Source organism: Mesorhizobium sp. M4B.F.Ca.ET.214.01.1.1 (genome assembly GCF_004791545.1).
Classification (GTDB): Bacteria; Pseudomonadota; Alphaproteobacteria; order Rhizobiales; family Rhizobiaceae; genus Mesorhizobium; species Mesorhizobium abyssinicae.
On record NZ_SRUX01000009.1, the window covers coordinates 228419 to 251473 of the forward strand.

Here is a 23055-nt window from a genome sequence, read left to right on the forward strand (position 1 = left end):
AGTTGCTTGGACTGACTTTCTGACAAGAAAATCCCGCGTCGTGCACGACGCGGGATTTTTGTTTGGGCGCCAGGATCTTCTGGGCGCTAGGATCCGTCGGCGCTAAGGCGCGAAGATTGACCAGTTCATCATCCTCGCCAGCTTCTCCAGCGCGATCGAGCCCAGCTTGGAATTGCCGTTGGCATTGAGGCCCGGCGACCAGACGGCGAGCGATGCGACGCCCGGCACGATCCCCAATATGCCGCCGCCGACGCCGCTCTTGCCGGGGATGCCGACGCGAAAGGCGAAATCGCCGGAGCCGTCATAGTGGCCGCAGGTCAGCATCATCGCGCCGATGCGGCGCGCCCGCTCGGCCGACACCACCGAATGTCCGGTTGCCGGGTTCTTGCCGCCATTGGCCAGGAAGCGACCGGCCATCGCCAGTTGCCGGCAGCTCATGGCAATGGCGCAGTGATGGAAATAGACGCCCAGCGCCAGTTCCGGCGCATGGTGGAGATTGCCGAAGGATTTCATGTAGTTGGCAAGCGCGAAGTTGCGGTAGCCGGTGGCGCGTTCGGAGGCCGCGACCTCGCGGTCGATGATGATCGTCTCGTCGTCGGCCAGGAACTGGATGAAGCGCAGGATTTCGCCGATCGCCTCGCGCGGCTGGTGGCCGGCCAGCAATATGTCCGAGACGACGATGGCGCCGGCATTGATGAACGGATTGCGCGGAATGCCGTTCTCATGCTCGAGCTGAACGATCGAGTTGAACGGATTGCCCGACGGCTCACGTCCGACACGCTGCCACAGCGCATCGCCGACATTGCCGAGCGCCAGCGTCAGCGTGAACACCTTGGAAATACTCTGGATGGAGAAGGCTTCTTCGGCGTCGCCGGCAAGCAGCACGCGGCCGTCATTGGTGGCCGCCGCGATGCCGAACTTCCTCGGGTCGACCTTGCCAAGCTGCGGGATGTAGGTGGCGACGTCGCCACGGTCAGTGCGCTCGGCCATTTCGGCGGCGACTTCGGCGAGCGCCTGTTCGAGTTCCGGCATGACGTCCCCGCTATTTCAGCCAGCGCTCGATGCGCGCCATCGCCTCGACCATGTCGTCGTGGCTGCCGGCGTAGGAAAGGCGCATTGTGCGATGGCCTTGAAGCGGATCGAAGTCGCGGCCGGGCGTTGCCGCCACATGCGCCTCGGCAAGCATGCGACGCGCGAAGGCCATGCTGTCATTGGTGTGCCTTGTGACGTCGCAGAAGGCGTAGAAGGCGCCGTCCATCGGTGCGGCAAGCGCGAAGCCCAGTTCCGGCAGGCGCTTCATCAACAGCTCGCGGTTCCAGGCGTAGCGTGCCTTCACCGCTTCCAGCTCCTGTGTCGCCTTGAACGCCTCGATCGCGGCGATCTGCGACAGTTCCGGCGGCGATATATAGAGGCTCTGGGCGACGCGCTCGACCGGGCGCACCAGCGCTTCCGGCAGCACCATCCAGCCGATGCGCCAGCCGGTCATGCAATAGTATTTCGAGAAGGAATTGATCACCGTCACGCCCGAACCGTAGGCGAGCGCCGTCGTGTCCGGCGCGGCATAGGCGAGCCGGTGATAGATCTCGTCGGAAATAACGGCGATGCCGAGTTCTTCCGCCGTCGAAACCAGCGCGGCGAGCTCGTCGGCCGGGATTACGGCGCCGGTCGGATTGGCCGGACTGGCGAACAGCACCCCCTTCAGCGCCCTTTCGCGGTGCGCGGTTCTCAGATGCTCGGCATGAAGATAGGCATCTCCGCCAAGCTCGACCTCGACGATCTCGATGCCCAGCGCGGCCATGATGTTGCGATAGGCCGGATAGCCGGGCGCGGCGATGGCGACGCGGTCGCCCGGGTCGAACATCGCCAGGAAAGCCAGGTTGAAGGCCGCGGACGACCCTGTGGTGACCGCGATTCGGCTGGCCGGGACATCGAGGCCGTAATGTTCGCCATAATGCCCGGCGATCGCCTGGCGCAGGTCCGCCAGGCCCAGCGCATCGGTGTAGCCGATACGGCCGACCTTCAAGGCCGCGGCGGCGGCCTGCCGCACACCTGAAGGTGCCGGGTCAGACGGCTGGCCGACCGCCATCGAAACCACCGGCACGCCGGTCGCCTTCAGCCGGTTGGCCTCGGCCAGGATGTCCATGGCGTGGAACGGCTCGACCTCGCCACGGCGCGAAAGCGAAACAACCATTTTCAAATCCAACACGCCAGGATCCGCCCTGGCCGCGCCGCACAAATGCCCGATTGATGTGGGGATCACAAGCGCAGGAAGTTTTCGGTGCCGACTTTTCATCCTTCGCCCGCTCGTCTACCAGTGGACCTGTCATGTTGAGCCGACCCAGATCGACCACTGCCAGATCGACCATTGCAGGAACCGCGCGCGGCTTCGTCTCGCTTTTGCTTGCCGCCGCCGTCGCGATCTCCGGCTCGGTCAGCGCGTTTGCGCAAAACGTGCCTATCGTGCGCGACGCCGAGATCGAGGCGCTGGTTCGCGACTACGCGCGGCCGATCTTCAAGGCGGCGGGCCTTGCCAATGACGGCATCGACATCGTGCTGGTCAACGATCCGAGCTTCAATGCCTTCGTTACCGGGCGCCGCATGTTCATCAACACCGGCGCGCTGATGACGGCGGAAACGCCCAACGAGATCATCGGCGTCATGGCCCATGAAGCCGGCCATATCGCCGGCGGCCACCAGCAGAAGCTGCGCGACCAGCTGGAGCGCGCCAAGACGATGGCGATCATCGCCACGCTGCTCGGCGCCGGCGCCATCGTGGCCGGCGCCACCACCAACAGCCGGGGCCTCGCCGGCGCCGGCATGGGTGTCGCGGCGGGTGGCGGCGAGATGGCGCAGCGCAGCATCCTCGCCTATCAGCGCACCGAGGAGACGACCGCCGACCGCTCGGCGATCACCTATCTCAACGCCACCGGCCAGTCCGGCATGGGCATGTTGAAGACCTTCTCCCGCTTCCAGAGCGCCTTGTCGCTGTCCGGCACCCAGGTCGATCCTTACCGCATCAGCCATCCGATGCCGCAGGAGCGCATCGCCAACCTCGAAACGCTGGTCAAGCAAAGCCCCTACGTCAACAAGCTCGATCCGCCGGCGCTGCAGCAGCGGCATGACATGATGCGCATCAAGATCGCCGTCTACATGCAGGGACAGGCGGCCGCCTCGCGTCTGATGCGCAAGAACCCGGGCAGCCTTGCCTCGCGTTATGGCGATGCGCAGATCGCCTATTTGTACGGCAACCTCAATGCCGCGCTCGCCAAGACCGCCGCCTTGATCAAGGAACAGCCGAAGAACCCTTACTTCCAGGAGTTGCGCGGCGACATACTGATGAAGGCGAACAAGCCGAAGGACGCCGCTGACGCCTACGCCAAGGCGGTCAGCCTCGATCCGGCGAAATCGGGACTGCTGCCGGTCTCGCTTGGCCAGGCATTGATGGCGATCGGCACCCCGGAATCGCTCAAGAAGGCGGCCGCGCAGATCAGCAACGGTCTCGGACGCGACAAGGAAAATGCCGCCGGCTACCGTTACCTGGCGCAGGCCTATGGTGAGCTCGGCGAGATTCCGGCGGCCGATCTCGCCACCGCCGAAGGCCATTTCTATTCCGGCGACTACAGGAACGCCAAGATCTTCGCCATGCGCGCGCAGCAGAAGATGAAGCGTGGCGAGCCGGGCTGGCTTCGCGCCCAGGATATCATAAACTACGCGCCTTCGGGCAAAACCAAGTGAACCTTCCGGCCGCGCCAGGCGACTGAAGCGACCGCAACAGGCAAAAAAGGGATCGAGGATCATGAACAAGGCAATCCTGCTTGGCACGACGGGGGCGGTGGCGGCCCTCGCCATGCTGGCGGTCGGCTTCGCCGCCGGAAATCCGCAGGTGGCAAAGGCCGATACGGCGCAAGTCGCCGAGGCCGCGTCCCCGGACACCAAAATCGACCGCAAGGAAGTGGAAGGCATTATCCGCGACTATCTGCTGAAGAACCCGGAAGTGCTGCTCGAGGTCCAGGACGCGCTCGAGGCCAAGCAGAAGGAAGAGCAGCGCATTGCCGCCCTCGGCGTCATCAAGAACGCCAAGGACGAGATCTTCAACTCCACCTTCGACGGCATCGTCGGCAACCCGAACGGCAAGGTCACCATCGTCGAGTTCTACGATTACAATTGCGGCTTCTGCAAACGCGCCATCGAGGACATGCAGGCGCTGACCAAGGCCGACCCTGACCTGCGCTTCGTGCTCAAGGAATTCCCGATCCTCAGCCCGGATTCGCAGAAGGCCAGCGTCGTCTCCATGGCCTTCCACCTGATGATGCCGGAGAAGTATGGCGCTTTCCACACCGCGCTGCTCGGCGGCCAGGGCCGCGCCACCGAGTCGATCGCCATCAAGACCGCGGTCTCGCTTGGCGCCGACGAGGCCAAGCTGCGCGAGAAAATGAAGGATCCCAGCATCAACGAGGCGCTGGCCCGCACCTATGATCTTGCCACCAAGCTGTCGATCACCGGCACCCCCTCCTATGTGGTCGGCAACGAGGTGGTGTTCGGCGCCCTCGGAAAGAACGTCCTGACCGAAAAGATCGAGGCGGCGAAGGCCGCGCTCTGACCCCAGTCGGGCCCTTGCGGCAGGCGGTTTTCCGCCTGTTGTGGACAGCGAAAGAACGCACTTGCGCTCTTTTCGCGGGCGTCTATGCCCATTATAGAGGCCCAGTGCGCCGGCTTGGGGCCGGCGCCGGGAAAGGTCGGCATTCTTGAAAACGGTTTTCGTCCTGAACGGTCCCAACCTGAACGCGCTCGGCAAGCGGGAGCCCGGCATCTATGGCGGCAAGACGCTTGCCGCCATCGCCGACGACTGCAAGAAGGCAGGCGCCGACCTTGGGCTGGAGATCGATTTCCGTCAGTCGAACCATGAGGGCGACCTCGTCGACTGGATCCACGAAGCCGGCGACAAGGCTGCTGGCATAGTCATCAATCCGGGCGCCTACAGCCACACCTCGATTGCCATTCACGACGCCATCCGCGCTGTCGCGCCGCTGCCCGTCGCCGAAGTCCATCTCTCCAACATCCATGCGCGGGAACCGTTCCGCCACGTCTCCATGGTCGCGCCGGTCGCCGTCGGCATGATCTGCGGGTTCGGGCCGCTCGGCTACACGCTTGCGCTGCAGGCGCTGGCGGCACGCCTGTGACCGGCCAACAAACAGAAGGCTCGAAAATGTCTATAAAGAAGACCGGTGTTGACCAGCAGCTGATCCGCGATCTGGCGGGCATACTGAACGACACCAACCTCACCGAGATCGAGGTCGAGCTCGGTGACCTGAAGGTGCGCGTGTCGCGGCAGGCGCAGACAGTGCACGCGGTGGCGGCTCCCGCGGCCGCCTATGCGCCGGCGGCAGCCCCGGCGCAGTCCGCGGCGGCGGCCGCCGCGGCGCCGGCCGCCGACCAGTCGAAAAACGCGGTGCCCTCGCCAATGGTCGGCACCGCCTACCTGGCGCCCTCGCCCGACGCCAAGCCGTTCATCGAGATCGGCCAGAAGGTCAAGGAGGGCCAGACGCTGCTGATCATCGAGGCGATGAAGACGATGAACCAGATCCCCTCGCCGCGCGCCGGCACGGTGACCGCGATCCTGTTCGAGGACGCCCAGCCGGTCGAATACGGCATGCCTCTCGTCGTCATCGAGTAGAGCCGGGAATGTTCCAGAAGATCCTCATCGCCAATCGCGGCGAAATCGCCCTCAGGGTGCTGCGCGCCTGCAAGGAGCTCGGTATCCAGACCGTGGTGGTGCATTCGACGGCCGACGCCGACGCCATGCATGTCAGGCTGGCCGACGAGAGCGTTTGCATCGGCCCGCCCCCGTCACGCGACAGCTATCTCAACATCCACCAGATCGTCGCCGCCTGCGAGATCACCGGCGCCGACGCGGTGCATCCGGGCTACGGCTTCCTGTCGGAGAACGCCAAGTTCGCCGACATCCTCGCCGCCCACAACATCACCTTCATCGGCCCGACCGGCGACCACATCCGCATCATGGGCGACAAGATCGAGGCCAAGCGTACCGCAAAGCGCCTGGGCATTCCGGTCGTTCCCGGCTCCGACGGCGCGATCAGCGAAGAGAAGGAAGCCAAGCGCGTCGCCGCCGAGATCGGCTACCCCGTCATCATCAAGGCTTCGGCCGGCGGCGGCGGGCGCGGCATGAAGGTGGCGCGCAGCGAGGCCGACCTCGAGATCGCCCTGCAGACGGCAAAGTCGGAAGCCGGCGCCGCCTTCGGCGACGACGCCGTCTATATCGAAAAATACCTGGAGAAGCCGCGCCACATCGAATTGCAGGTGTTCGGCGATGGCGCCGGCCGCGGCGTCCATTTCGGCGAGCGCGACTGCTCGTTGCAACGCCGCCACCAGAAGGTCTGGGAAGAGGCGAATTCGCCCGCGCTCAACGCCGAGGAACGCGCGCGCATCGGCGGCATCTGCGCCAAGGCCGTCGCCGATCTCGGCTATTCCGGCGCCGGCACCATCGAATTCCTCTATGAGGACGGCGAGTTCTATTTCATCGAAATGAACACCCGCCTGCAGGTCGAGCATCCGGTGACGGAGGCGATCACCGGCATCGACCTCGTGCACGAGCAGATCCGTGTCGCCTCCGGCGGCGGTCTCTCGGTCCGGCAGGAGGACATCAAGTTCAACGGCCACGCCATCGAATGCCGTATCAATGCCGAGGACCCGCGCACCTTCACGCCCTCGCCGGGCACCATCACCCATTTCCACACGCCTGGCGGGCTCGGCATCCGCGTCGATTCCGGCGTCTATTCCGGCTACAAGATCCCGCCCTACTACGACAGCCTGATCGGCAAGCTGATCGTGCATGGCCGCAACCGCGTCGAATGCATGATGCGGCTGCGCCGGGCGCTGGACGAATTCGTCGTCGACGGCATAAAGACGACGCTGCCGCTGTTCCGCGACCTGGTCGGCAACCCCGACATCGCCAATGGCGACTACGACATCCACTGGCTGGAAAAATATCTGGCTAAAGAGGAATAGCCGCTGAGCTTGCAGTTATAATGCCGCGATGACCCGTCCCTATGCGCCCGGCTATCGCATCCCGACCGACCTGTTGCTGAAGGCCTATGCGTCGGGCGTCTTCCCGATGGCCGAAAGTGCCAGCGATCCGGAAGTGTTCTGGGTGCGGCCGGAAACGCGCGGGATCATACCGCTGGACGGCTTTCATACGCCGCGCAGCCTGAAGAAGACGATCCGCAAGCACCCGTTCGAGATCCGCTACGATTTCGATTTCGAGGCGACGATCGACGGCTGCGCCGAAAGGCGAGAGGAACGCCGCTCGACCTGGATCAACGCGCCGATCCGCGAGGCCTATGTCGATCTCTATCGGCTCGGCCATTGCCATTCGGTCGAGGCCTGGCGCGAGGAACGGCTGGTCGGCGGCCTCTACGGCGTCTCGCTCGGCCGCGTGTTCTTCGGCGAAAGCATGTTCGCCAAGGAAACGGACGCGTCCAAGACCTGTCTCTATCACCTGGTCGAGCGGTTGAAGGCGCGCGGCTTCGCGCTGCTGGACACCCAGTTCACCACCGAGCACCTCAAGCGCTTCGGCGCCGTCGACGTGCCGCGCGGCCAATATGAGAAGATGCTGGCCGAGGCCTTGAAGGGCGAGGCCATCTTCTCGCCATGAAGCCGTAGCGATCAGCCTTTTGCTGAAGCCTCTATCGGCGTTTGCGCATGGAACATCATCTTCCAGCCATTGGTGCGATGCACGTAGCCGGTGCTGACCAGCGCGCTGTAGATTTCGCCATTCTCGCGCGTCGCGTGCGCCTCGTAGGTCAGCATGACAATGTCGCTGCCGGGTTCCACCATGCCCTTTAGGTCGATGTCGAGATCGCGCCAGCGACGTGGCTTGCTGGCGGTTTTAGCCAGATCGGCATTGCTGATCGCATGCGCCATCTCCGGAAAGGCCACGAGGCATTCGGCATCGGCGTTGGCCGCATAGTAGGCCGCATCGCCGGTCCAGAATCCCCTTTCGAGGTCAAGCAATTCCTTCTTGCTGGCCGTCATGTGCTTGGTTGCTGACATCGCAAGATCCTCCATGCGCAACAGTGCGCAATCGCTCTTTGCCAACGTGTGGCGAACGAAGCGGTTCCCCGAATCTGCTGTTGGATCAGTTGGCCTCGCCGCTATCCGGCTCGGTCGCAGCCGGAGCGGCGGCGGCCTTCGGCTTGGACGTATCGACCTGTGACGCACCGGTCTTGGCGGCCTCGGGCGGCGGCACGTCCGACTTCTGCTTGCAGCCCTTCAGCCAGACGTCATAGACCGCATGCTCGACGGCGTTGAGGCCGGGGCTCTCGGCGAACATCCAGCCGGTGAAGATGCGGCGGATCTTGCGATCGAGCGTGATCTCGTCGACCTCGACGAAGGAATCAGTCTTCGGTTCCTCGGTCTCCGGCCGCGAATAGCAGATGCGCGGCGTCACCTGCAGGGCGCCGAACTGCACCGTCTCGTCGATATAGACATCGAAGGTGATGATGCGGCCGGTGATCTTGTCAATGCCCGCGAACTCGGCCACCGGATTGGTGATGCGGTCGGCAGCCACCGGCGCCGCCTGTGTCTGCGCGGCTGCAAACGTCACCGTGCAGAGGGCGAGAGCGGCTGCTGCCGCCGCCACGGCGCCCATCGAGATTCGGCTAAAGATGCTCATGCGAGGATACCGGTGGTTGCGCCCGGGTGATTCTTTCACGCCAAGGCTAGTCGCCGTTTTCAGATCAGCAAGCAGCTAAACGTCAATTGTGGCGACAAAGGACCGATCAGCACCTTGACCGTGGATTACGAACCGGGCGTCCAGGCGTCATAGTCGCCGGTCACCTGCGGGCGATGCTGGTTGGTGAGCACCGAGCCCTTCGGACGGTAGGCGGCGGGGCTGCCGGTGAGGTTCGCCTGGTGCGGTTTCTGCCATTCGCGCGGCCGGTAGTCATCGCTCGGCGGCGCCACGTCGACACGGTGATGGATCCAGCCGTGCCAGCCCGGCGGGATCTTCGAGGCTTCCGAGTAGTCACGGTAGATGACCCAGCGACGGGTGCGGCCTTCCGAATCGATGCCGCCCTCGTAATAGACGTTGCCGGCTTCGTCCTGGCCGACCTTCCTGCCGTGGCGCCAGGTGTGGAAGCGCGTTCCCAGCGTCTGGCTGTTCCACCAGGTGAAAAACTGCGTAAGGAAAGTTTTCATCCAAGTCCTCGCGGCGGCAGCGGCAGCGCCTTTATCCTGCTTATGGCGTCAGGTAACCGCGAAGGCAAGGGTTTTGCCGTGGCCGCAATGTAAATGGTTCGTGCGCTAAATCGATACAGCGGCGCGGGCGGTCGCAGCCATGCTTGCCAAGCAGTTCCCATATTTCTAAAGCTCTGCTCGCCCGCCAACGGGCGCCTGGTCGGTGCCGGCTGAGGGAGGTGAAGATTGGTCCAAGACCCGCCCGCCAGTGGCCGGATCAGCGCCGACGACATTCGCCGTCGCAAGGGCGGCGTGCCGATCGTCAGCCTGACCGCCTATACCTATCCCGTCGCCCGCCTGCTTGATCCTCACGTCGACCTGCTCTTGGTCGGCGACAGCGTCGCCATGGTGCTGCACGGCCACACGACCACGCTCGGCGCATCGCTGGAGATGATGATCGCGCACGGGCAGGCCGTGATGCGCGGCTCCACCAGGGCTTGCGTGGTCGTCGACATGCCGGCCGGCAGCTATGAGACTTCGGCGGCTGAGGCCGTCGCTTCGGCGCGGCGGATCGTCGAGGAAACGGGCTGCCAGGCGGTCAAGCTGGAGGGCGGCGTCGACATGGCCCGGCAGATCGCCGCGATCGTGGCCGGCGGCATCCCGGTCATGGGCCATATCGGCCTGCAGCCGCAATCGGTGGAGAAGGACGGCGGCTACAAGATCAAGGGCCGGACCGAGGACAATGTCGCGACCCTGTTCCGCGACGCCGAAGCGGTGGAAAAGGCCGGCGCCTTTTCCGTCGTCATCGAGGGCACGGTTGAAAGCGTCGCGGCTGACCTTACCCGCGCCATCGCCATTCCCACCATCGGCATCGGCGCCAGCCCCGATTGCGACGGCCAGATCCTGGTCACCGACGACATGGTCGGCCTGACCGTCGACCGCGTGCCGAAATTCGTCAAGGAATATGCCCACCTGCGCGATGTCGTCTCGGACGCCGCCGCCCGCTTCGCGGCGGAGGTGCGCGACCGCACTTTTCCCGGCCCGGACCACGTCTTTGCCGCCACACCCGATAAGGACAACGTATGAGCCGACCGATCGTCGTCGAAACGGTTTCCGCCCTTCGCGAGCAAATCCGCGACTGGCGGCGCGAGGGCCTCGGCATCGCCATGGTGCCGACCATGGGCGCGCTGCATGACGGCCACATCTCGCTGGTCAGGATGGCGCTTGCAAGCGCCGAGCGCTGCGTCGTCTCGATCTTCGTCAATCCGGCGCAGTTCGCGCCGACGGAAGACCTCGACAAATATCCGCGCCAACTTGCCCGCGACCTCGACCGGCTGGCCGAAGCCGGAGCGCATCTCGCCTTCACGCCAGGCGTCGCGGAGATGTACCCGGCCGGCTTCGCCACCAGGATTTCCGTCGGCGGCCCCTCCTCCGGCCTGGAATCGGAGTTCAGGCCGAGCTTCTTCGACGGTGTCGCCACCGTCGTGGCCAAGCTCTTCCTGCAGGCGGCTCCCGACCGTGCCATCTTCGGCGAGAAGGACTATCAGCAGCTTTGCGTCGTCAGACAGCTTTGCCGCGATCTCGACCTGCCCGTCGACATCATCGGCGCGCCGACGGTCCGCGACGCGCATGGCCTCGCCATGTCCTCGCGCAACGCCTATCTCGACGAGAAAGGCCTTGCGGTGGCGCGCCAGCTCAACGTGGTTCTGCGTCGGACGGCGGCCGCGCTCGCAGCCGGCGCCGACGAAGCCGGCGCGACCGCCGAGGCCCGGCAGGCGCTCATCGAGGCAGGCTTCCAGAAGGTGGACTATGTCGCCGCGCGCGAAAGCCTGACACTCGCTCCCTGGCGACGCGATCGGGAAGGCCGCTTGCTCGCCGCCGCCTGGCTCGGCACGACCAGGCTGATCGACAACTTGGAAATCCCTGCCAGCATGTAGCCGCCCTGAGGCGCCCGGTCATACCTTTCGCCCGCGGCGCTGCCCCCGCGGTGACTATCCGAGCGCCTTCTCCAGGATAAGTGCCGGCAGCCCTGATCCGCCGCCGCAATCGGCGGTTTTGCCGGCGGACGCAAAGCCTTGCGATCGGTAGAAGGCGATTGCCGCCGCGTTGACCTCTTCCACTTCGAGGCGCAGCTTGTTCGCCTCCGGAAAGCTGACCTCGATCTCGTCGAGCAAGGCCGTGCCGATCCCTTGCCGCTGGCAGGCCGGGTGCACATAGAGCTGGTGCAGGAGGACAATCTTCGGGTCGGTGGTGGCGGCGGCGAAAGCCATGCCGCCGAGCCGCTTGCCGTCGTCGGCGACCAGGAATTCGGAGTTCGGCCGCGTCAGCCGCGCCTTCAGCGAGGCGATCGAATGCCAGTCGTCGGTGATCGCCGTCACCCTTTCGACGCCATAGATGGCGTCATAGGTCGCGTGCCACGTCTCGACCAGCAGCGCGCGGATCGCAACAAGATCGCGCTCGCTGGCGGTACGGACGAACATCGCTTTATTCGATGCCGAGCTTGGCCTTGACCAGGTCGTTGACGGCCTGCGGATTGGCCTTGCCGCCGGTCGCCTTCATCACCTGGCCGACGAACCAGCCGGCCATGGTCGGCTTGGCGCGCGCCTGCTCAACCTTGTCCGGATTGGCGGCGATCACCTCATCCACCGCCTTCTCGATGGCGCCGGTGTCGGTGACCTGCTTCATGCCGCGGCTTTCGACGAGCGCGCGCGGATCGCCGCCCTCGTTCCAGACGATCTCGAACAGGTCCTTGGCGATCTTGCCGGAGATCGTGCCTTCCTTGATCAGGTCGAGGACGGCGCCGAGCTGCTCGGGCGAAACCGGAGCGTTTTCGATGTCTTTGCCGGCCTTGTTGAGGGCGCCGAGCAGATCGTTGATGACCCAGTTGGCGGCGAGTTTGCCATCGCGCCCGGCAGCCACCTTCTCGAAATAGTCGGCGATCGGCTTTTCCGACACCAGGATCGAGGCGTCGTAGGTCGACAGGCCGAGCGCCGCTATCAGCCTTGCCTTCTTGTCGTCCGGCAGTTCCGGCAGGTCCTTGGCCAGCGCGTCGACATAGGCCTGGTCGAATACAAGTGGCAGAAGATCCGGGTCGGGGAAATAGCGGTAGTCATGCGCCTCTTCCTTGGAGCGCATCGAACGCGTCTCGCCCTTGTTGGGGTCGAACAGCCGCGTTTCCTGATCGATCTTGCCGCCATCCTCGAGGACGGCGATCTGTCGGCGCGCCTCGTATTCGATGGCCTGGCCGATGAAGCGGATCGAGTTGACGTTCTTGATCTCGCAGCGCGTGCCGAAGTCGCCGCCCGGCTTGCGCACCGAGACGTTGACGTCGGCGCGCAGCGAGCCTTCGTCCATGTTGCCGTCGCAGGTGCCGAGATAACGCACGATGGTGCGCAACTTGGTCACATAGGCCTTGGCCTCGTCGGCCGAGCGCATGTCGGGCTTGGAGACGATCTCCATCAGCGCCACGCCGGAACGGTTGAGATCGACATAGGACATGGTCGGATGCTGGTCGTGCATCGACTTGCCGGCATCCTGCTCCAGATGCAGCCGCTCGATGCCGACCTCGATGTCCTCGAACTCGCCCTGCCGGTCCGGGCCAACCGAGACGATGACCTTGCCCTCACCGACGATCGGCTGCTTGAACTGCGAAATCTGGTAGCCCTGCGGCAGGTCCGGATAGAAATAGTTCTTCCGGTCGAAGACCGACTTGTGATTGATCTCGGCCTTCAGGCCGAGGCCGGTGCGGATTGCCTGCTTGACGCATTCCTCATTGATGACGGGCAGCATGCCGGGCATCGCCGCGTCGACCAGGCTGACATTGGCATTGGGCGCCGCGCCGAAAGAGGTCGCCGCCCCGGAGAACAGCTTGGCCTCCGAGGTGACCTGGGCATGCACTTCGAGGCCGATGATGACTTCCCAGTCGCCGGTGGCGCCGGGGATCAGGCGTTTTGCGTCGGGCGTGCGGGTATCGATGATGCTCATGGTGGCCTGCGCTTCTGGCTCGCGAGATTTGCGATTTTCGCGAATTTGGGTGTTGGCCTTCGCTAGTGCAATCCGCTCCATCAGGCAAGCGCAAAGCCCGCATGCTGGCCTTTTCGGCCGCCTTCGCTTATAGGACGTCCATCCAATGGAGAGTGGATGTCCACTTACGCTCAGTCCCGGTAAGGCCCTGACCTCGTAGCGAGGCAGGGCGACAAAACCTGAAACCCCGTGCCGCGAAATCCCGCGGCGGCGGCTTTTGTTGTTTTCCCGGGAATTCTCCAGATGGACATTTCGCGCATTGAACAGCGCATCCTGCACCTGCTCGCGCAGGGCGGGCGCATCGAAATGGAAAAGAATGCCAGTAAGAAGATCGCTTCGGTCCAATGCCTGACCCGCGACGGCTGGCGCTACCCAGGCGTCGATCTCGAGCTCTTTCGAAAACTGAGACGGAAGAAGGCGGTGTCCTCGTCGGGCGGCGGCCCCTACCGCATCACCCGGCGCGGGCTCGAACTCGTACGCGCCGAACTCGACAACAGATAGAGGCGTTCGCGCCTCAACTTCCGCCGACCGGCAGCGGCCGGCGGATCGTCTGTGCGTCCGCTAGGCGGTGGCGATATAGGCCCTGATCTCCTCGGCCTCGCGCTCGACATCCTCGATGCGACGCTTGACGACGTCGCCGATCGACACGATGCCATAGAGCAGGCCGTCCTTTTCCACCGGCAGATGGCGGAAGCGGCCCTTGGTCATGATCTCCATCACCTCGTTGACGGTGTGGTTCTCGTTGCAGATCTTCACCTTCGGCGTCATCGCCGAACGCACCGCAATATCGAGCGCCGCAGCACCTTCCTTGGCCAGCACGCGCACGATATCGCGCTCGGAGAGGATGCCGACGATCTTGTGGTCGCCATTGGTGATGACCAGCGCGCCGATCCTGTGTTCGGTCAGGATGCGAATGGCCTCGCTCAGCTTTTCGTTCGGCCCGAGCGTCAACACGTCATGGCCCTTCTTCTCGAGAATTGCCTTAACAGTCATGGCGTCCTCCTCAGCTTTTGCTGCCGGTTCCTGCCCTGACCGGCATTCACGTTCCGGTGAACATGGTGCGCCGTGATTGTTTGCATTTCAAGTGCGGCGCGGCCTGTCTGGCCTGCCGCGTCGCGGCAGTCCGACGGATCGCTATCTCAGTAGGATTTCTTCATCGGCCGAATGCTGATCTCCGTTACCTCGGCGGTCCACGGGAGCGTAAGTGAATCAATCACGATTGCGGCGACATCCTCCGGTTGGAGTAGCAGATCTGGCTCGAAAGCTCGTCCCTCGTTCACACATAAATTTTCGGTTCTGGTCGTCGCTGTGCGGCCCGGAAATACGCTGAGAACGCGCACATCGTCCCCATTGACCTCCTGCCTGAGGGTGTCGGCAATGGATTTGAGCGCATGTTGGGTAGCCGCGAAATGGCCTCGTCCTGCTGCGCAAGTCAGCCCCGCGCTTGAGTTGATGAAGACAATTTGACCTCTGGGTCGCCTAAGGAGAGGCAGCGCTTTCTGTGTAAGGACCAGAGGCCCACGCACATTGGCGGCATATTGCAAATCGATCTGCTTCGCAGCGGCCTCTTCCAATTTTCCGTGACTTATGATTCCAGCGCAGTGAACCAGTATGTCAAGGCGGCCGAATGCCCGATCAATACAACGACACAATTGTTTGATCGCTGTTTCATCAGTTAGATCGCATATCCTGATATTGACTTGTTGCCCAAACGGCCTGCAGAGATCGGCTGTGCAATTTAGTCGACTTTCGTCTCGACCCACTAGACATAAACGCGCCCCAGCCATTGCCAGGGCCAAGGAAATGCATCTGCCAATCCCGCCGCTTGCTCCGGCGACCAGGGCGCACTGCTGATAGAGTTTCTTGCTGAACAAAGGGCTCGCAGGATCCTTGGCCTGCGTATCGGGGCCAACATCGCCTGCGATGGCGGCCTCGGCTTTCCCGAGATTGTTGGATTTGGACATCGTCCTAGCTTCCTTTCCACAATGTATGCGTGTGGCGGAGCGCGATGCAAGATGACGAAAAGGTGTAAAGTGGTGGTAAGCCAACGTTCCAAAGCATTAGAATGATGGAGAGATTCCAATAAATAGGCTTCGAAGGGATGCAATCGGAGCAAGAATGGCGCTCGGAAACCTCACGTCTTGGCCCGCAGCAGGGATCGCTCAGGGCGTCCGGTCGCGGCGGTCGAAAACGCGCACCCCGAAAAAGCCGGCGACGAAGCCGCCAATATGGGCCTCCCAGGCGATCTGGCCGTCGATGCCGGGAGCAAAGCCGACAAGTCCGGTGACGAGGTTGATGACCATCCAGACGCCAAGAAAAGTCATGACGCCGCGCGAGCGCAGCACCGCGCCGATCGGCAGCGGCGCTCCGGCGAAGGCCGCATGGCCGGACGAGCGATCGACACGGAAGCCGTAGCGCGCGGCCGCTCCCATCATGCCCGAGATCGCCCCCGACGCGCCGACCAGCGGCGTCTGCTCGAGCGGATGCAAGGCAAAGAACAACGCAACCGCCGCAAGCCCGGTCGCCCCGAAGAACAGCGCGAAGCGAAGCGCGCCGTAGCGGTTCGCCAACGGCGAGCCGAAAGCGGCCAGCCACACCATGTTGATCACGAGATGCGCGAGCCCGCCATGCAGGAAGGCATAGGTGAAGGGGCTGGTGAAAGCATAGACATCGAGATCGTAGCGGCCGGAATAGCGCACCGGGATGAACGCTGCCCGCACCAGCAGGGCGAAATCCTGATCGTCGGTGAGCGCGTAAACGCGGATCAGGTGGACGACGACGCAGATGCCGATCACCGCCAGCACCACCGGCGGCAGATTGAATATCGGTTCGCGGCGCGGCTCGGGCGCGTCATCCGTCTGTTCGATTTCCGAAGGGCTAACCGGTTCGCTCATTCACAACGGGTCCAGGGATTCGATTGGCGAGCTTTAGAGCAAGGGCGCCCAGGTTGAAACACTTCTGTTCCTCCACGGCACCCGGCGCAGCCTCGCTTTCAATTGCTACGAACCGAAAGGAAACGAAGCGGAAATGCTCTGGCGTTCGCGAAACTCGCAACGCGCGTTCTCGGAAGCAACAAGACCCCTTCCTAGAATGCGGCCGATTTTCAAAGGGGCCACCTATCAGAATGCCGGCATGCGCGTGTTCGACATATCCGACCCCTACACGCCGATGGAAACCGGCGCGCTGGTCCCGGCGGCGCCTGCCTGCATGGTCGACAAGCGCCCGAACCGGCCGCAGGTGATCCAGTCGACCGACGTTCGTCGACGCCAACGGCGTCGTCTATTCGCCAGACCACAATGCCGGACCAGCGATCTTGGAATATGAGGGGTGACAAGCGTCACCCGCCGCCCCACCCAACGCAGCCCACCAGCCGAAGCCAACGCACCTTGCCACAAGCCGCCTCCGCCATCGCCGTCTCCGTTGCCGGCATCGAGAAATCCTTCGGCCCGACGCGTGCGCTCGCCGGCGCCGACCTTGCCGTCGCCTCCGGCGAGGTCGTGGCGCTGATGGGCGCCAACGGCGCCGGCAAATCGACCTTGGTGAAGATCCTGTCGGGTTCGCACACGCCGGATGCGGGCACGATCACGCTAGACGGCAAGGCGATCACCTTCGCCTCGCCCAGCGCCGCCAAGGCCGCCGGCATCGCGACGGTGCATCAAGCAACAGACCAGGCAGGGGCTGCCGGGTTGACGGTCGCCGAGAATCTGGCGCTCGACGAGCTCTGCAGCCCGGGCGGGCGTTTTCTGGTCTCGAACAGGTCAATCCGCAAGCGCGCGCGGGAGATCGCGGCGCTGATCGATCTCGACCTGCCGCTCGACCGCGACTTCGTCGATTTGCGCCCAGCCGAACGGCAGTTGATCGCCATCGCCCGCGCCGTCGCGGCGAGCGCCTCCTTGCTGATCCTCGACGAGCCGACATCGAGCCTGTCGGCCACCGAAGCCGAGCGGCTGTTCGCCGTCGTCAGGCGGTTGCGCGACAGCGGCATGGCGGTCCTCTACATTTCACACCGGCTCGGCGACCTCGCGGCGATCGCCGATCGCGCCGTCGTCATGCGCGGTGGCCGCATCGTCGGCGCTTTTGCCAGGCCGATCGACTTCCCGGCGGCGGTTGCCGCCATGATCGGCCGGCCGCTGGAGGCCGCCACCCATCGTGGCGAGGCGTCGACCGCACCCGTGGTCCTGTCGGTCAAGGGCGCCAGGCTGGTCGCGGGCGCCGCACCTTTCGACCTCGAACTCCGCTCAGGCGAGGTCGTCGCCATCACCGGCACGCTTGGCTCCGGCAAGAGCCGGCTGCTGCGCGCCCTTTTCGGCCTTGCAACCCTTGCCGAAGGCACTTTCGGGCTTGATGGGAAACCCTGGCTTTCGAGCGGGCCAGGACAGTCGATCGAGAACGGCGTGTTCATGGTCGCTGAGGATCGCTGGCAATCCTCGCTGCTGCCTCCGGAAGTTCCCGGCGCCTCCATCGCCGGCACCATCGCCCTGCCGCATCTGAAACGCTGGTTTCCGGGCGGCCTGCTCAGGACCAAGCGCGAGCGCAAGGTCGCCGCCGAAGCGATCGCACGGCTCGGCATCAAGGCGCGCGGTCCGGACGACACGCTCGACGAGCTTTCCGGCGGCAACCAGCAGAAGGTCGTGCTCGCCCGCTGGCAGGCGGCGCCTTGTCGGCTGCTCCTGCTCGACGAGCCGTTCCAGGGCGTCGATGTCGGCGCTCGCGCCGACCTGATCGCCGCCATCCGCGGCAGCCAGAGCGGCTCGGCCACGCTGATCGCGACCAGCGACACCGAGGAGGCGCTGGAAGTCGCCGACCGCATCCTCGTCATGCGCAACCATTCCCTTCATGCGGCCGAAGACGGCCATGGCCCGCTCAGCGACCGGATCGACAGGGTCGAGGGCGAGGAGACCGCCGGAGACCCGAGATGACCGAATTGACGACAACGCAAGCCGCCCCGCGTCCCTCGCTTCTGCGCGAGATCCGCCGATACGCGCTCTTCGCGCTGCTTGCCCTGATGGTCATCGGCTTCTGGTATGTGCAGCCCGCCTTCATCCGCTCGGCCAATCTGTTCTCGATCCTGCAGGCGGTTTCGGTGGTCGCGATCCTCGGCGTCGGCGTGTCGATCACCATGGCGGCGGATGGCTTCGATCTCTCGGTCGGCAGCGTCGCCGCCTCCTCGGTGATGGCGGCAAGCTACGCCATGGTCGTGTGGCAGATGGATGCCGCCGAAACGATGGCGCTTGTCCTGCTGATGGGCGCTCTGATCGGCCTCGCCAACGGGCTGCTGATCGTCCGCGTCGGCGTGCCGGATCTTCTCGCGACGCTGGCGACCATGTTCCTGCTGACCGGCCTGCAGCTGATCCCGACCGGCGGCCGCTCGATCACCGCCGGCATGGTGCTTCCCGACGGCTCGACGGTGCCCGGCACCTTCGATCCTGCCTTCCTGATCCTCGGACGCTCGCGGCTCCTCGACCTCGTTCCGCTGTCCGTCGTGGCGATGGCGCTCGTCGCCCTCGTCGCCTGGTTCCTGATGGAGCGCACGCGCTGGGGGCGCGTCTTCTATGCCATCGGCGGCAACGAGACGGCCGCGCACCTCTCCGGCGCGCCGACCAAGGCGTACCGCCTCTCCGCCTATGTCATTTCGGGCACGCTGGCATCGCTCGGCGGCCTGATCGTTGCCTCGCGCGTCGGCCGCGGCGACGTCTCGGCCGGCAACTCGCTGCTGCTAGACGCCGTCGCGGCCTCACTGATCGGCTATGCCGTGCTCGACAAGCGCCGCCCGCATGTGATCGGCACGGTCGTCGGCGCGATCTTCGTCGGCGTGCTCTTGAACGGCCTCACCATGCTGAACGCGCCCTACTACACGCAGGATTTCGTCAAGGGCGTCGTGCTGGTCGGCGCGCTGGCGGCGACCTTCGGCCTCGGAAAGAAGCGCTGAGAGCAATTCCAGGAAAAGTGTGTTTGCGGTTTTCGTCCGTAATTGCGGCGGCATATCTTCTCAGCTTGGCCTCGACGGGTTTAGACTGCAAAAAATTCTCTGATCCTGTCGGCTAGGCCCGCGCTCCGCCGTCCTTGATGGTAGCTATGCGAACGGGAGGAGAAAAATGCCGGAAAAAGTCCTGGTCCTGATCGGCACGAAAAAAGGCGCCTTCATCGCCGAGAGCGACGGCAAGCGCGGGTCTTGGAAGCTGCGTGGTCCGTTCTGCGAGCACTGGCCGATGAACCATGTCGTCGGCGACCCTAAGACCGGCGCGATCTACGGCGCCGGCGGCAATGAGTGGTTCGGGCCGGCGGTCTGGAAGTCGGACGACCTTGGCGAGACCTGGAAGCATTCCAGCGAGGGCTTGGCCTATGATGCCGGCGAGGAACCGATCAAGGCGGTGTGGAGCCTCGCAAGGCGCAACGGCAGCCTCTATGCCGGCGTGCAGCCGGCCGGCCTGTTTCGCTCCGATGACGACGGCGTCACCTGGAGCCACATCGAGGGCCTGCAGCGTCACCCAAGCCGCAAGGACTGGAACCCGGGCGGCGCCGGCCTCATCCTCCATTCCATCGTCACGCACCCCAGGGACGAGGAGCAGATCTGGGTGGGCATCTCGTCAGCGGGCGTGTTCTACACCTGGGACGGCGGCAAGACGTGGGAGCCACGCAACCGCGGCACACGCGCCGACTTCCTGCCCGAAGGACAAAACTATCCAGAGTTCGGCCAGTGCGTGCACTGCCTGGTGATGGCGCCCGGCAAGCCCGATCGGCTCTACCAGCAGAACCATTGCGGCATGTACCGCTCCGATGACGGCGGCAAGAGCTGGCAGAGCATCGAGAAGGGCCTTCCTTCGACGTTCGGATTTCCCGCGGCCACGCATCCGCGCGACGCCGACACGCTGTTCCTTCTGCCGCTCAACGGCGACAGTGCCGGCCGCTACGTGCCGGACGCGAAGGCGGCGGTCTGGAAGACCGAAGATGCGGGCGCCACCTGGTTGGACGAGCGCAAGGGCCTGCCGCAGGAGAACTGCTATGCGGGCGTGTTGCGGCAGGCTATGGCGACCGACAGCCTCGAGCCGGCCGGCGTCTATTTCGGCACCAGCGGCGGCTCGCTTTTCGCCAGTGCCGATGAAGGCGAAAACTGGTCGGAGATCGCTCAGCATCTGCCCGCGATCCTGTCCGTCGAGGCGATGGTGGTGAGCGAGTAACGCAAATGTCGAACGCCACCGCCCGCAATGTGCCCCTGGTCGTCGCGCGGCTCCCGGGCGTGCTCATCGACCTGTTTCCTGGCGCGCCGCGCCGGGTCGAACTGCCGGCCTCCACCGTGAAGGAAATGATTGACGGGCTGGACGCGCGCTGGCCCGGCATGCGCGACCGTATCTGCGATTCCCGCCCCGCGATCCGCCGCCACATGAACGTCTTTCTCGATGGTGAAAGGGCAACCCTGGAAACCAGGTTAGCGCCCGGCACCGAGGTTTTTGTCCTGACGGCCATCAGCGGCGGCTAGACGCACAGGGTTGCCCAAGCCTTCGGGCAATTTCTCCTCTCCCGCGCGGCAAGCGAGGGAGAGGAGAAGCGAAGATCAGTTGGTTGGAATCCAGTTGGCGGCGGCCGCGTCGCTCTGGCCGAAGGCGGGAAGCTTGGCGTCGAGGTCCTCGACCGTCTTGATGCCGTTCTTGCGCAGTTCCTCCTGCGTCAGCAGCACCGGCTTGACGACGATGCTGTGGCCCGGATCCTCACCCGCGATCAGCTTGGCCGCGGCCCGCACCGAAACCGCGCCGACGACAGCCGGATTGGTGGCGGCGGTGGCGACCCACGGGCTTCCTTCCGCGGTGATCTCCGTGATGTCGGCTGTAGACACGTCGGCCGAGTAGATCTTCACCTTGCCGGAGATGCCGAGTTCGTCGGTGGCCAGTTTCACGCCGCGCGCGAACTCGTCATAGGGAGCGAAGACGACGCTGATATTGGGATTGGCCTGGAAGGCCGCCTTGGTCTGATCGGCGGTCGACACCGCGGTCGTGTCGTTGACCGTTCCCCAGCGCGCCTTCTCGACAATGCCGGCATTGGCCTTCTTGGTCTCGTCCCAGATCTCGTTGCGCCGGTCGAGCGGCGCGAAGCCGGCGACATAGACGTAGCCCGCCTGGAACGACGTGCCGTTGTCCTTGAACGCCTGGCCGAGCGCCGCCTTGGCAAGCTCGTGATCGGACTGTTCGACCTGCGGGATTTTGGGATTGTCGAGATTGACGTCGAAGGCGACGACCTTGATGCCGGCATCGAGCGCCTTTTGCGCAACGTCCTTCAGCGCCTCGGGCTGGCCGTGGTCGATGATGATGGCCTGCACGCCGAGATTGATCGCCTGTTCGATCTGATCGCGCTGCGCGGCGGCGTCCTGCCGGCCGGAAAAGATCTGCAGGTCGATGTCGAGCGCTTTCGCCTGTTTCGTCGCGCCGGCCTGATAGGCCTGGAAGAAATCGCCGGCCGAGATGAAGGTGACGAGCGCCACCTTTACGCCGCCCTTGTCGAAGGGCGCCGGAGCACCGGCGATCCCCGCAGCGGACGCCGCACCGACGGGCACGGCGCAAGCGAGCAGGCCGGCGGCGAATAGTCCTAGAATGGAAGTCTTCATGAGAAATTCCCCGTGAATACGCCGACAAGGCACGTCTCCGGACCGCGGGATCGCCGCCGTCGCGCCTCGATGTGCGAATTCGCGAAAGGTACAGCGGCGGCGGAGCCGCCCGGAACGCAGATTTTTCTCTTTCCAAGCGTGCGATTGGCAAATGTTGCTGTTGCCAGTCACGCTGTCCGGGGATCGCGCTACGAGCCTGCGCTCGAGGCGTCTGGCTGTTGCGGCCGCTGGAGAGCTTCCCGCCCGCGCGTGCCGCGAATCGCTGCATGCGCGAATCAAAAAAGAAGCCGTCCAAGGTCCCCCCTTGAACGGCCGGTCGAGCCCCCTGCTCCCCTGAAACTCTTGACTGAAGTGCTGCCGATCGTCGCGAAACGACCGCTTCTGGAGTGGTTTTGGTGTGCCACAGGCAGGGTTCGGCGGCAACGTAAACCACTTGTTAACCTTAACGTCCCCGACCCGTGAACAAGTGTTAACGATGCTGGCACGCATCCTGCTCCGCAACGCATGTAGTCATCGGAGGGCGCCCTGTCTGTTCGCCGATGGGACATGAAAAGACAGATTGCGCGAAAGAGCACACAATGAACCAGATCGGATCGATCACGCTGTTCCAATATTGGAACCAGCTGCGTGATGGGCGCCCCGCCCCGAAGCGTTCGGAAGTGGAGCCCGCCGACATCAAGTCGCTTTTAGCCGACACGTTCATCCTGGAAAGGGATACGCGCGGCGAAGCCGTGTTCCGGCTGGCCGGGACGAGGCTTTGCGCCGGCTATGGCCGCGAGCTCAAGGGGTTTTCCTTCCCCTCGCTGTGGCGCGAGAAGGACCAACGGCTCGTCTCGCGGCTGGTCCACGGCGTCTTCGAGCAGAAGTCCGTGGTGCTCATCACCTATGAGGGCTTCAGCCGCAACGGCCGTTCCAACAAGTTCGAGCTGCTTGCGCTGCCGCTCGACGGCGGCGTCGAGAATCCGCGCTGCCTCGGCGTCATCAGCGCCGCCGAAAGACCATTCTGGCTCGGCGCCGATCCGATCACCGACGCGCTGATCGATTCGATCCGCGTCGTCGATCCGGACAAGGAGCCGATGTTCCTGAAGAACCGGCCGGCGATCAACGTTCCCTCGCTTGTTCCGTCCGAATTCGACCCGCCAGAAACGTTTTCGGCGCTCGGCCGCGCACGTCGCATCCGTCATCTGGTCGTGTTCGAGGGTGGGCGCGGCGAATAGCCGAATCCGTCTCTGGATCGAGCG

The 23055-nt window shown here is 64.4% G+C and carries 26 protein-coding genes; 15 read left to right on the forward strand and 11 right to left on the reverse strand.

Going from position 1 to position 23055, the window contains the following annotated elements; all coding sequences use genetic code 11:
- Positions 1–102 precede the first annotated feature (102 nt).
- Positions 103–1032: a glutaminase gene (locus EN857_RS19535; RefSeq protein WP_127392482.1), complete on the reverse strand. Its 930-nt coding sequence runs from the start codon at positions 1030–1032 to the stop codon at positions 103–105.
- Positions 1033–1042: 10 nt separating this feature from the next.
- A complete protein-coding gene (locus EN857_RS19540; protein WP_127392481.1) occupies positions 1043–2191 on the reverse strand; it encodes an aminotransferase class I/II-fold pyridoxal phosphate-dependent enzyme in 1149 nt (382 codons plus the stop codon).
- Between the two features lie 134 nt (positions 2192–2325).
- Here EN857_RS19540 and EN857_RS19545 point away from each other — a divergent pair, with 134 nt between their 5' ends.
- The 6 genes from EN857_RS19545 to aat all read left to right on the forward strand — a co-directional run bounded on the left by EN857_RS19545 (position 2326) and on the right by aat (position 7672).
- The gene (locus EN857_RS19545) at positions 2326–3735 is read left to right on the forward strand and encodes a M48 family metalloprotease (protein WP_127392480.1); all 1410 of its coding nucleotides are present in this window, start codon (positions 2326–2328) and stop codon (positions 3733–3735) included.
- Between the two features lie 61 nt (positions 3736–3796).
- Complete coding sequence (locus EN857_RS19550; RefSeq protein ID WP_127392479.1) at positions 3797–4600, forward strand: DsbA family protein; 804 nt, start codon at positions 3797–3799, stop codon at positions 4598–4600.
- Positions 4601–4745: 145 nt separating this feature from the next.
- The gene (aroQ, locus tag EN857_RS19555) at positions 4746–5180 is read left to right on the forward strand and encodes a type II 3-dehydroquinate dehydratase (RefSeq protein ID WP_127310732.1); all 435 of its coding nucleotides are present in this window, start codon (positions 4746–4748) and stop codon (positions 5178–5180) included.
- 26 nt (positions 5181–5206) lie between these two features.
- The gene (gene accB / locus EN857_RS19560; protein WP_127286058.1) at positions 5207–5674 is read left to right on the forward strand and encodes an acetyl-CoA carboxylase biotin carboxyl carrier protein; all 468 of its coding nucleotides are present in this window, start codon (positions 5207–5209) and stop codon (positions 5672–5674) included.
- 8 nt (positions 5675–5682) lie between these two features.
- Positions 5683–7026, forward strand: coding sequence for an acetyl-CoA carboxylase biotin carboxylase subunit (accC, locus tag EN857_RS19565; RefSeq protein ID WP_127392477.1), 1344 nt, complete (start codon positions 5683–5685; stop codon positions 7024–7026).
- A gap of 28 nt (positions 7027–7054) precedes the next feature.
- On the forward strand, positions 7055–7672 hold the full coding sequence (gene aat, locus EN857_RS19570) for a leucyl/phenylalanyl-tRNA--protein transferase (RefSeq protein ID WP_127287274.1): 618 nt from the start codon (positions 7055–7057) through the stop codon (positions 7670–7672).
- An 11-nt stretch (positions 7673–7683) separates the two neighbouring features.
- On the opposite strand, the gene EN857_RS19575 is transcribed toward aat, so the two are convergent.
- The 3 genes from EN857_RS19575 to EN857_RS19585 all read right to left on the reverse strand — a co-directional run bounded on the left by EN857_RS19575 (position 7684) and on the right by EN857_RS19585 (position 9216).
- Complete coding sequence (locus EN857_RS19575) at positions 7684–8070, reverse strand: hypothetical protein (protein WP_127287277.1); 387 nt, start codon at positions 8068–8070, stop codon at positions 7684–7686.
- A gap of 85 nt (positions 8071–8155) precedes the next feature.
- Complete coding sequence (locus EN857_RS19580) at positions 8156–8692, reverse strand: DUF2155 domain-containing protein (protein ID WP_127287275.1); 537 nt, start codon at positions 8690–8692, stop codon at positions 8156–8158.
- Positions 8693–8817: 125 nt separating this feature from the next.
- Positions 8818–9216, reverse strand: coding sequence for an NADH:ubiquinone oxidoreductase subunit NDUFA12 (locus tag EN857_RS19585; protein WP_127287276.1), 399 nt, complete (start codon positions 9214–9216; stop codon positions 8818–8820).
- 225 nt (positions 9217–9441) lie between these two features.
- On the opposite strand from EN857_RS19585, the gene panB reads away from it, so the two are divergent.
- Positions 9442–10281 carry a 3-methyl-2-oxobutanoate hydroxymethyltransferase gene (gene panB, locus EN857_RS19590; RefSeq protein WP_127392476.1) on the forward strand — a complete coding sequence of 280 codons (840 nt, stop codon included), beginning with the start codon at positions 9442–9444 and terminating at the stop codon, positions 10279–10281.
- On the forward strand, positions 10278–11132 hold the full coding sequence (panC, locus tag EN857_RS19595) for a pantoate--beta-alanine ligase (protein ID WP_127287309.1): 855 nt from the start codon (positions 10278–10280) through the stop codon (positions 11130–11132). The genes panB and panC overlap by 4 nt, the downstream gene beginning before the upstream one ends.
- A 54-nt stretch (positions 11133–11186) precedes the next feature.
- Here the strand turns inward: panC and EN857_RS19600 are convergent, their stop codons facing one another.
- On the reverse strand, positions 11187–11675 hold the full coding sequence (locus tag EN857_RS19600; protein ID WP_128346591.1) for a GNAT family N-acetyltransferase: 489 nt from the start codon (positions 11673–11675) through the stop codon (positions 11187–11189).
- A gap of 4 nt (positions 11676–11679) precedes the next feature.
- Complete coding sequence (gatB, locus tag EN857_RS19605) at positions 11680–13179, reverse strand: Asp-tRNA(Asn)/Glu-tRNA(Gln) amidotransferase subunit GatB (RefSeq protein ID WP_127286789.1); 1500 nt, start codon at positions 13177–13179, stop codon at positions 11680–11682.
- 282 nt (positions 13180–13461) lie between these two features.
- Between gatB and EN857_RS19615 the strand changes: the two genes are divergently transcribed.
- Positions 13462–13719: a YjhX family toxin gene (locus EN857_RS19615; RefSeq protein WP_127286790.1), complete on the forward strand. Its 258-nt coding sequence runs from the start codon at positions 13462–13464 to the stop codon at positions 13717–13719.
- 60 nt (positions 13720–13779) lie between these two features.
- On the opposite strand, the gene EN857_RS19620 is transcribed toward EN857_RS19615, so the two are convergent.
- The 3 genes from EN857_RS19620 to EN857_RS19630 all read right to left on the reverse strand — a co-directional run bounded on the left by EN857_RS19620 (position 13780) and on the right by EN857_RS19630 (position 16112).
- Entirely contained in the window at positions 13780–14211 is a 432-nt protein-coding gene (locus EN857_RS19620; RefSeq protein WP_126054363.1) for a CBS domain-containing protein, read from the reverse strand.
- 146 nt (positions 14212–14357) lie between these two features.
- Positions 14358–15182 carry an SDR family NAD(P)-dependent oxidoreductase gene (locus EN857_RS19625; RefSeq protein ID WP_127286791.1) on the reverse strand — a complete coding sequence of 275 codons (825 nt, stop codon included), beginning with the start codon at positions 15180–15182 and terminating at the stop codon, positions 14358–14360.
- Positions 15183–15380: 198 nt separating this feature from the next.
- Complete coding sequence (locus tag EN857_RS19630; RefSeq protein ID WP_127393669.1) at positions 15381–16112, reverse strand: rhomboid family intramembrane serine protease; 732 nt, start codon at positions 16110–16112, stop codon at positions 15381–15383.
- A gap of 238 nt (positions 16113–16350) precedes the next feature.
- On the opposite strand from EN857_RS19630, the gene EN857_RS19635 reads away from it, so the two are divergent.
- The 5 genes from EN857_RS19635 to EN857_RS19655 all read left to right on the forward strand — a co-directional run bounded on the left by EN857_RS19635 (position 16351) and on the right by EN857_RS19655 (position 20695).
- Positions 16351–16542 (forward strand): hypothetical protein, encoded by a 192-nt coding sequence (locus EN857_RS19635; RefSeq protein WP_320254650.1) that lies wholly within the window; start codon positions 16351–16353, stop codon positions 16540–16542.
- Between the two features lie 62 nt (positions 16543–16604).
- Complete coding sequence (locus EN857_RS19640; protein ID WP_187331297.1) at positions 16605–18137, forward strand: sugar ABC transporter ATP-binding protein; 1533 nt, start codon at positions 16605–16607, stop codon at positions 18135–18137.
- Positions 18134–19147: an ABC transporter permease gene (locus EN857_RS19645; protein WP_127394001.1), complete on the forward strand. Its 1014-nt coding sequence runs from the start codon at positions 18134–18136 to the stop codon at positions 19145–19147. The genes EN857_RS19640 and EN857_RS19645 overlap by 4 nt, the downstream gene beginning before the upstream one ends.
- Before the next feature lie 166 nt (positions 19148–19313).
- The gene (locus EN857_RS19650; protein ID WP_128347081.1) at positions 19314–20396 is read left to right on the forward strand and encodes an exo-alpha-sialidase; all 1083 of its coding nucleotides are present in this window, start codon (positions 19314–19316) and stop codon (positions 20394–20396) included.
- Between the two features lie 5 nt (positions 20397–20401).
- Positions 20402–20695, forward strand: coding sequence for a MoaD/ThiS family protein (locus EN857_RS19655; RefSeq protein WP_127286331.1), 294 nt, complete (start codon positions 20402–20404; stop codon positions 20693–20695).
- A gap of 75 nt (positions 20696–20770) precedes the next feature.
- Here the strand turns inward: EN857_RS19655 and EN857_RS19660 are convergent, their stop codons facing one another.
- Positions 20771–21814 (reverse strand): substrate-binding domain-containing protein, encoded by a 1044-nt coding sequence (locus EN857_RS19660; protein ID WP_127394228.1) that lies wholly within the window; start codon positions 21812–21814, stop codon positions 20771–20773.
- A 578-nt stretch (positions 21815–22392) separates the two neighbouring features.
- Here EN857_RS19660 and EN857_RS19665 point away from each other — a divergent pair.
- Complete coding sequence (locus EN857_RS19665; protein ID WP_127394237.1) at positions 22393–23031, forward strand: PAS domain-containing protein; 639 nt, start codon at positions 22393–22395, stop codon at positions 23029–23031.
- Positions 23032–23055: the final 24 nt, after the last annotated feature.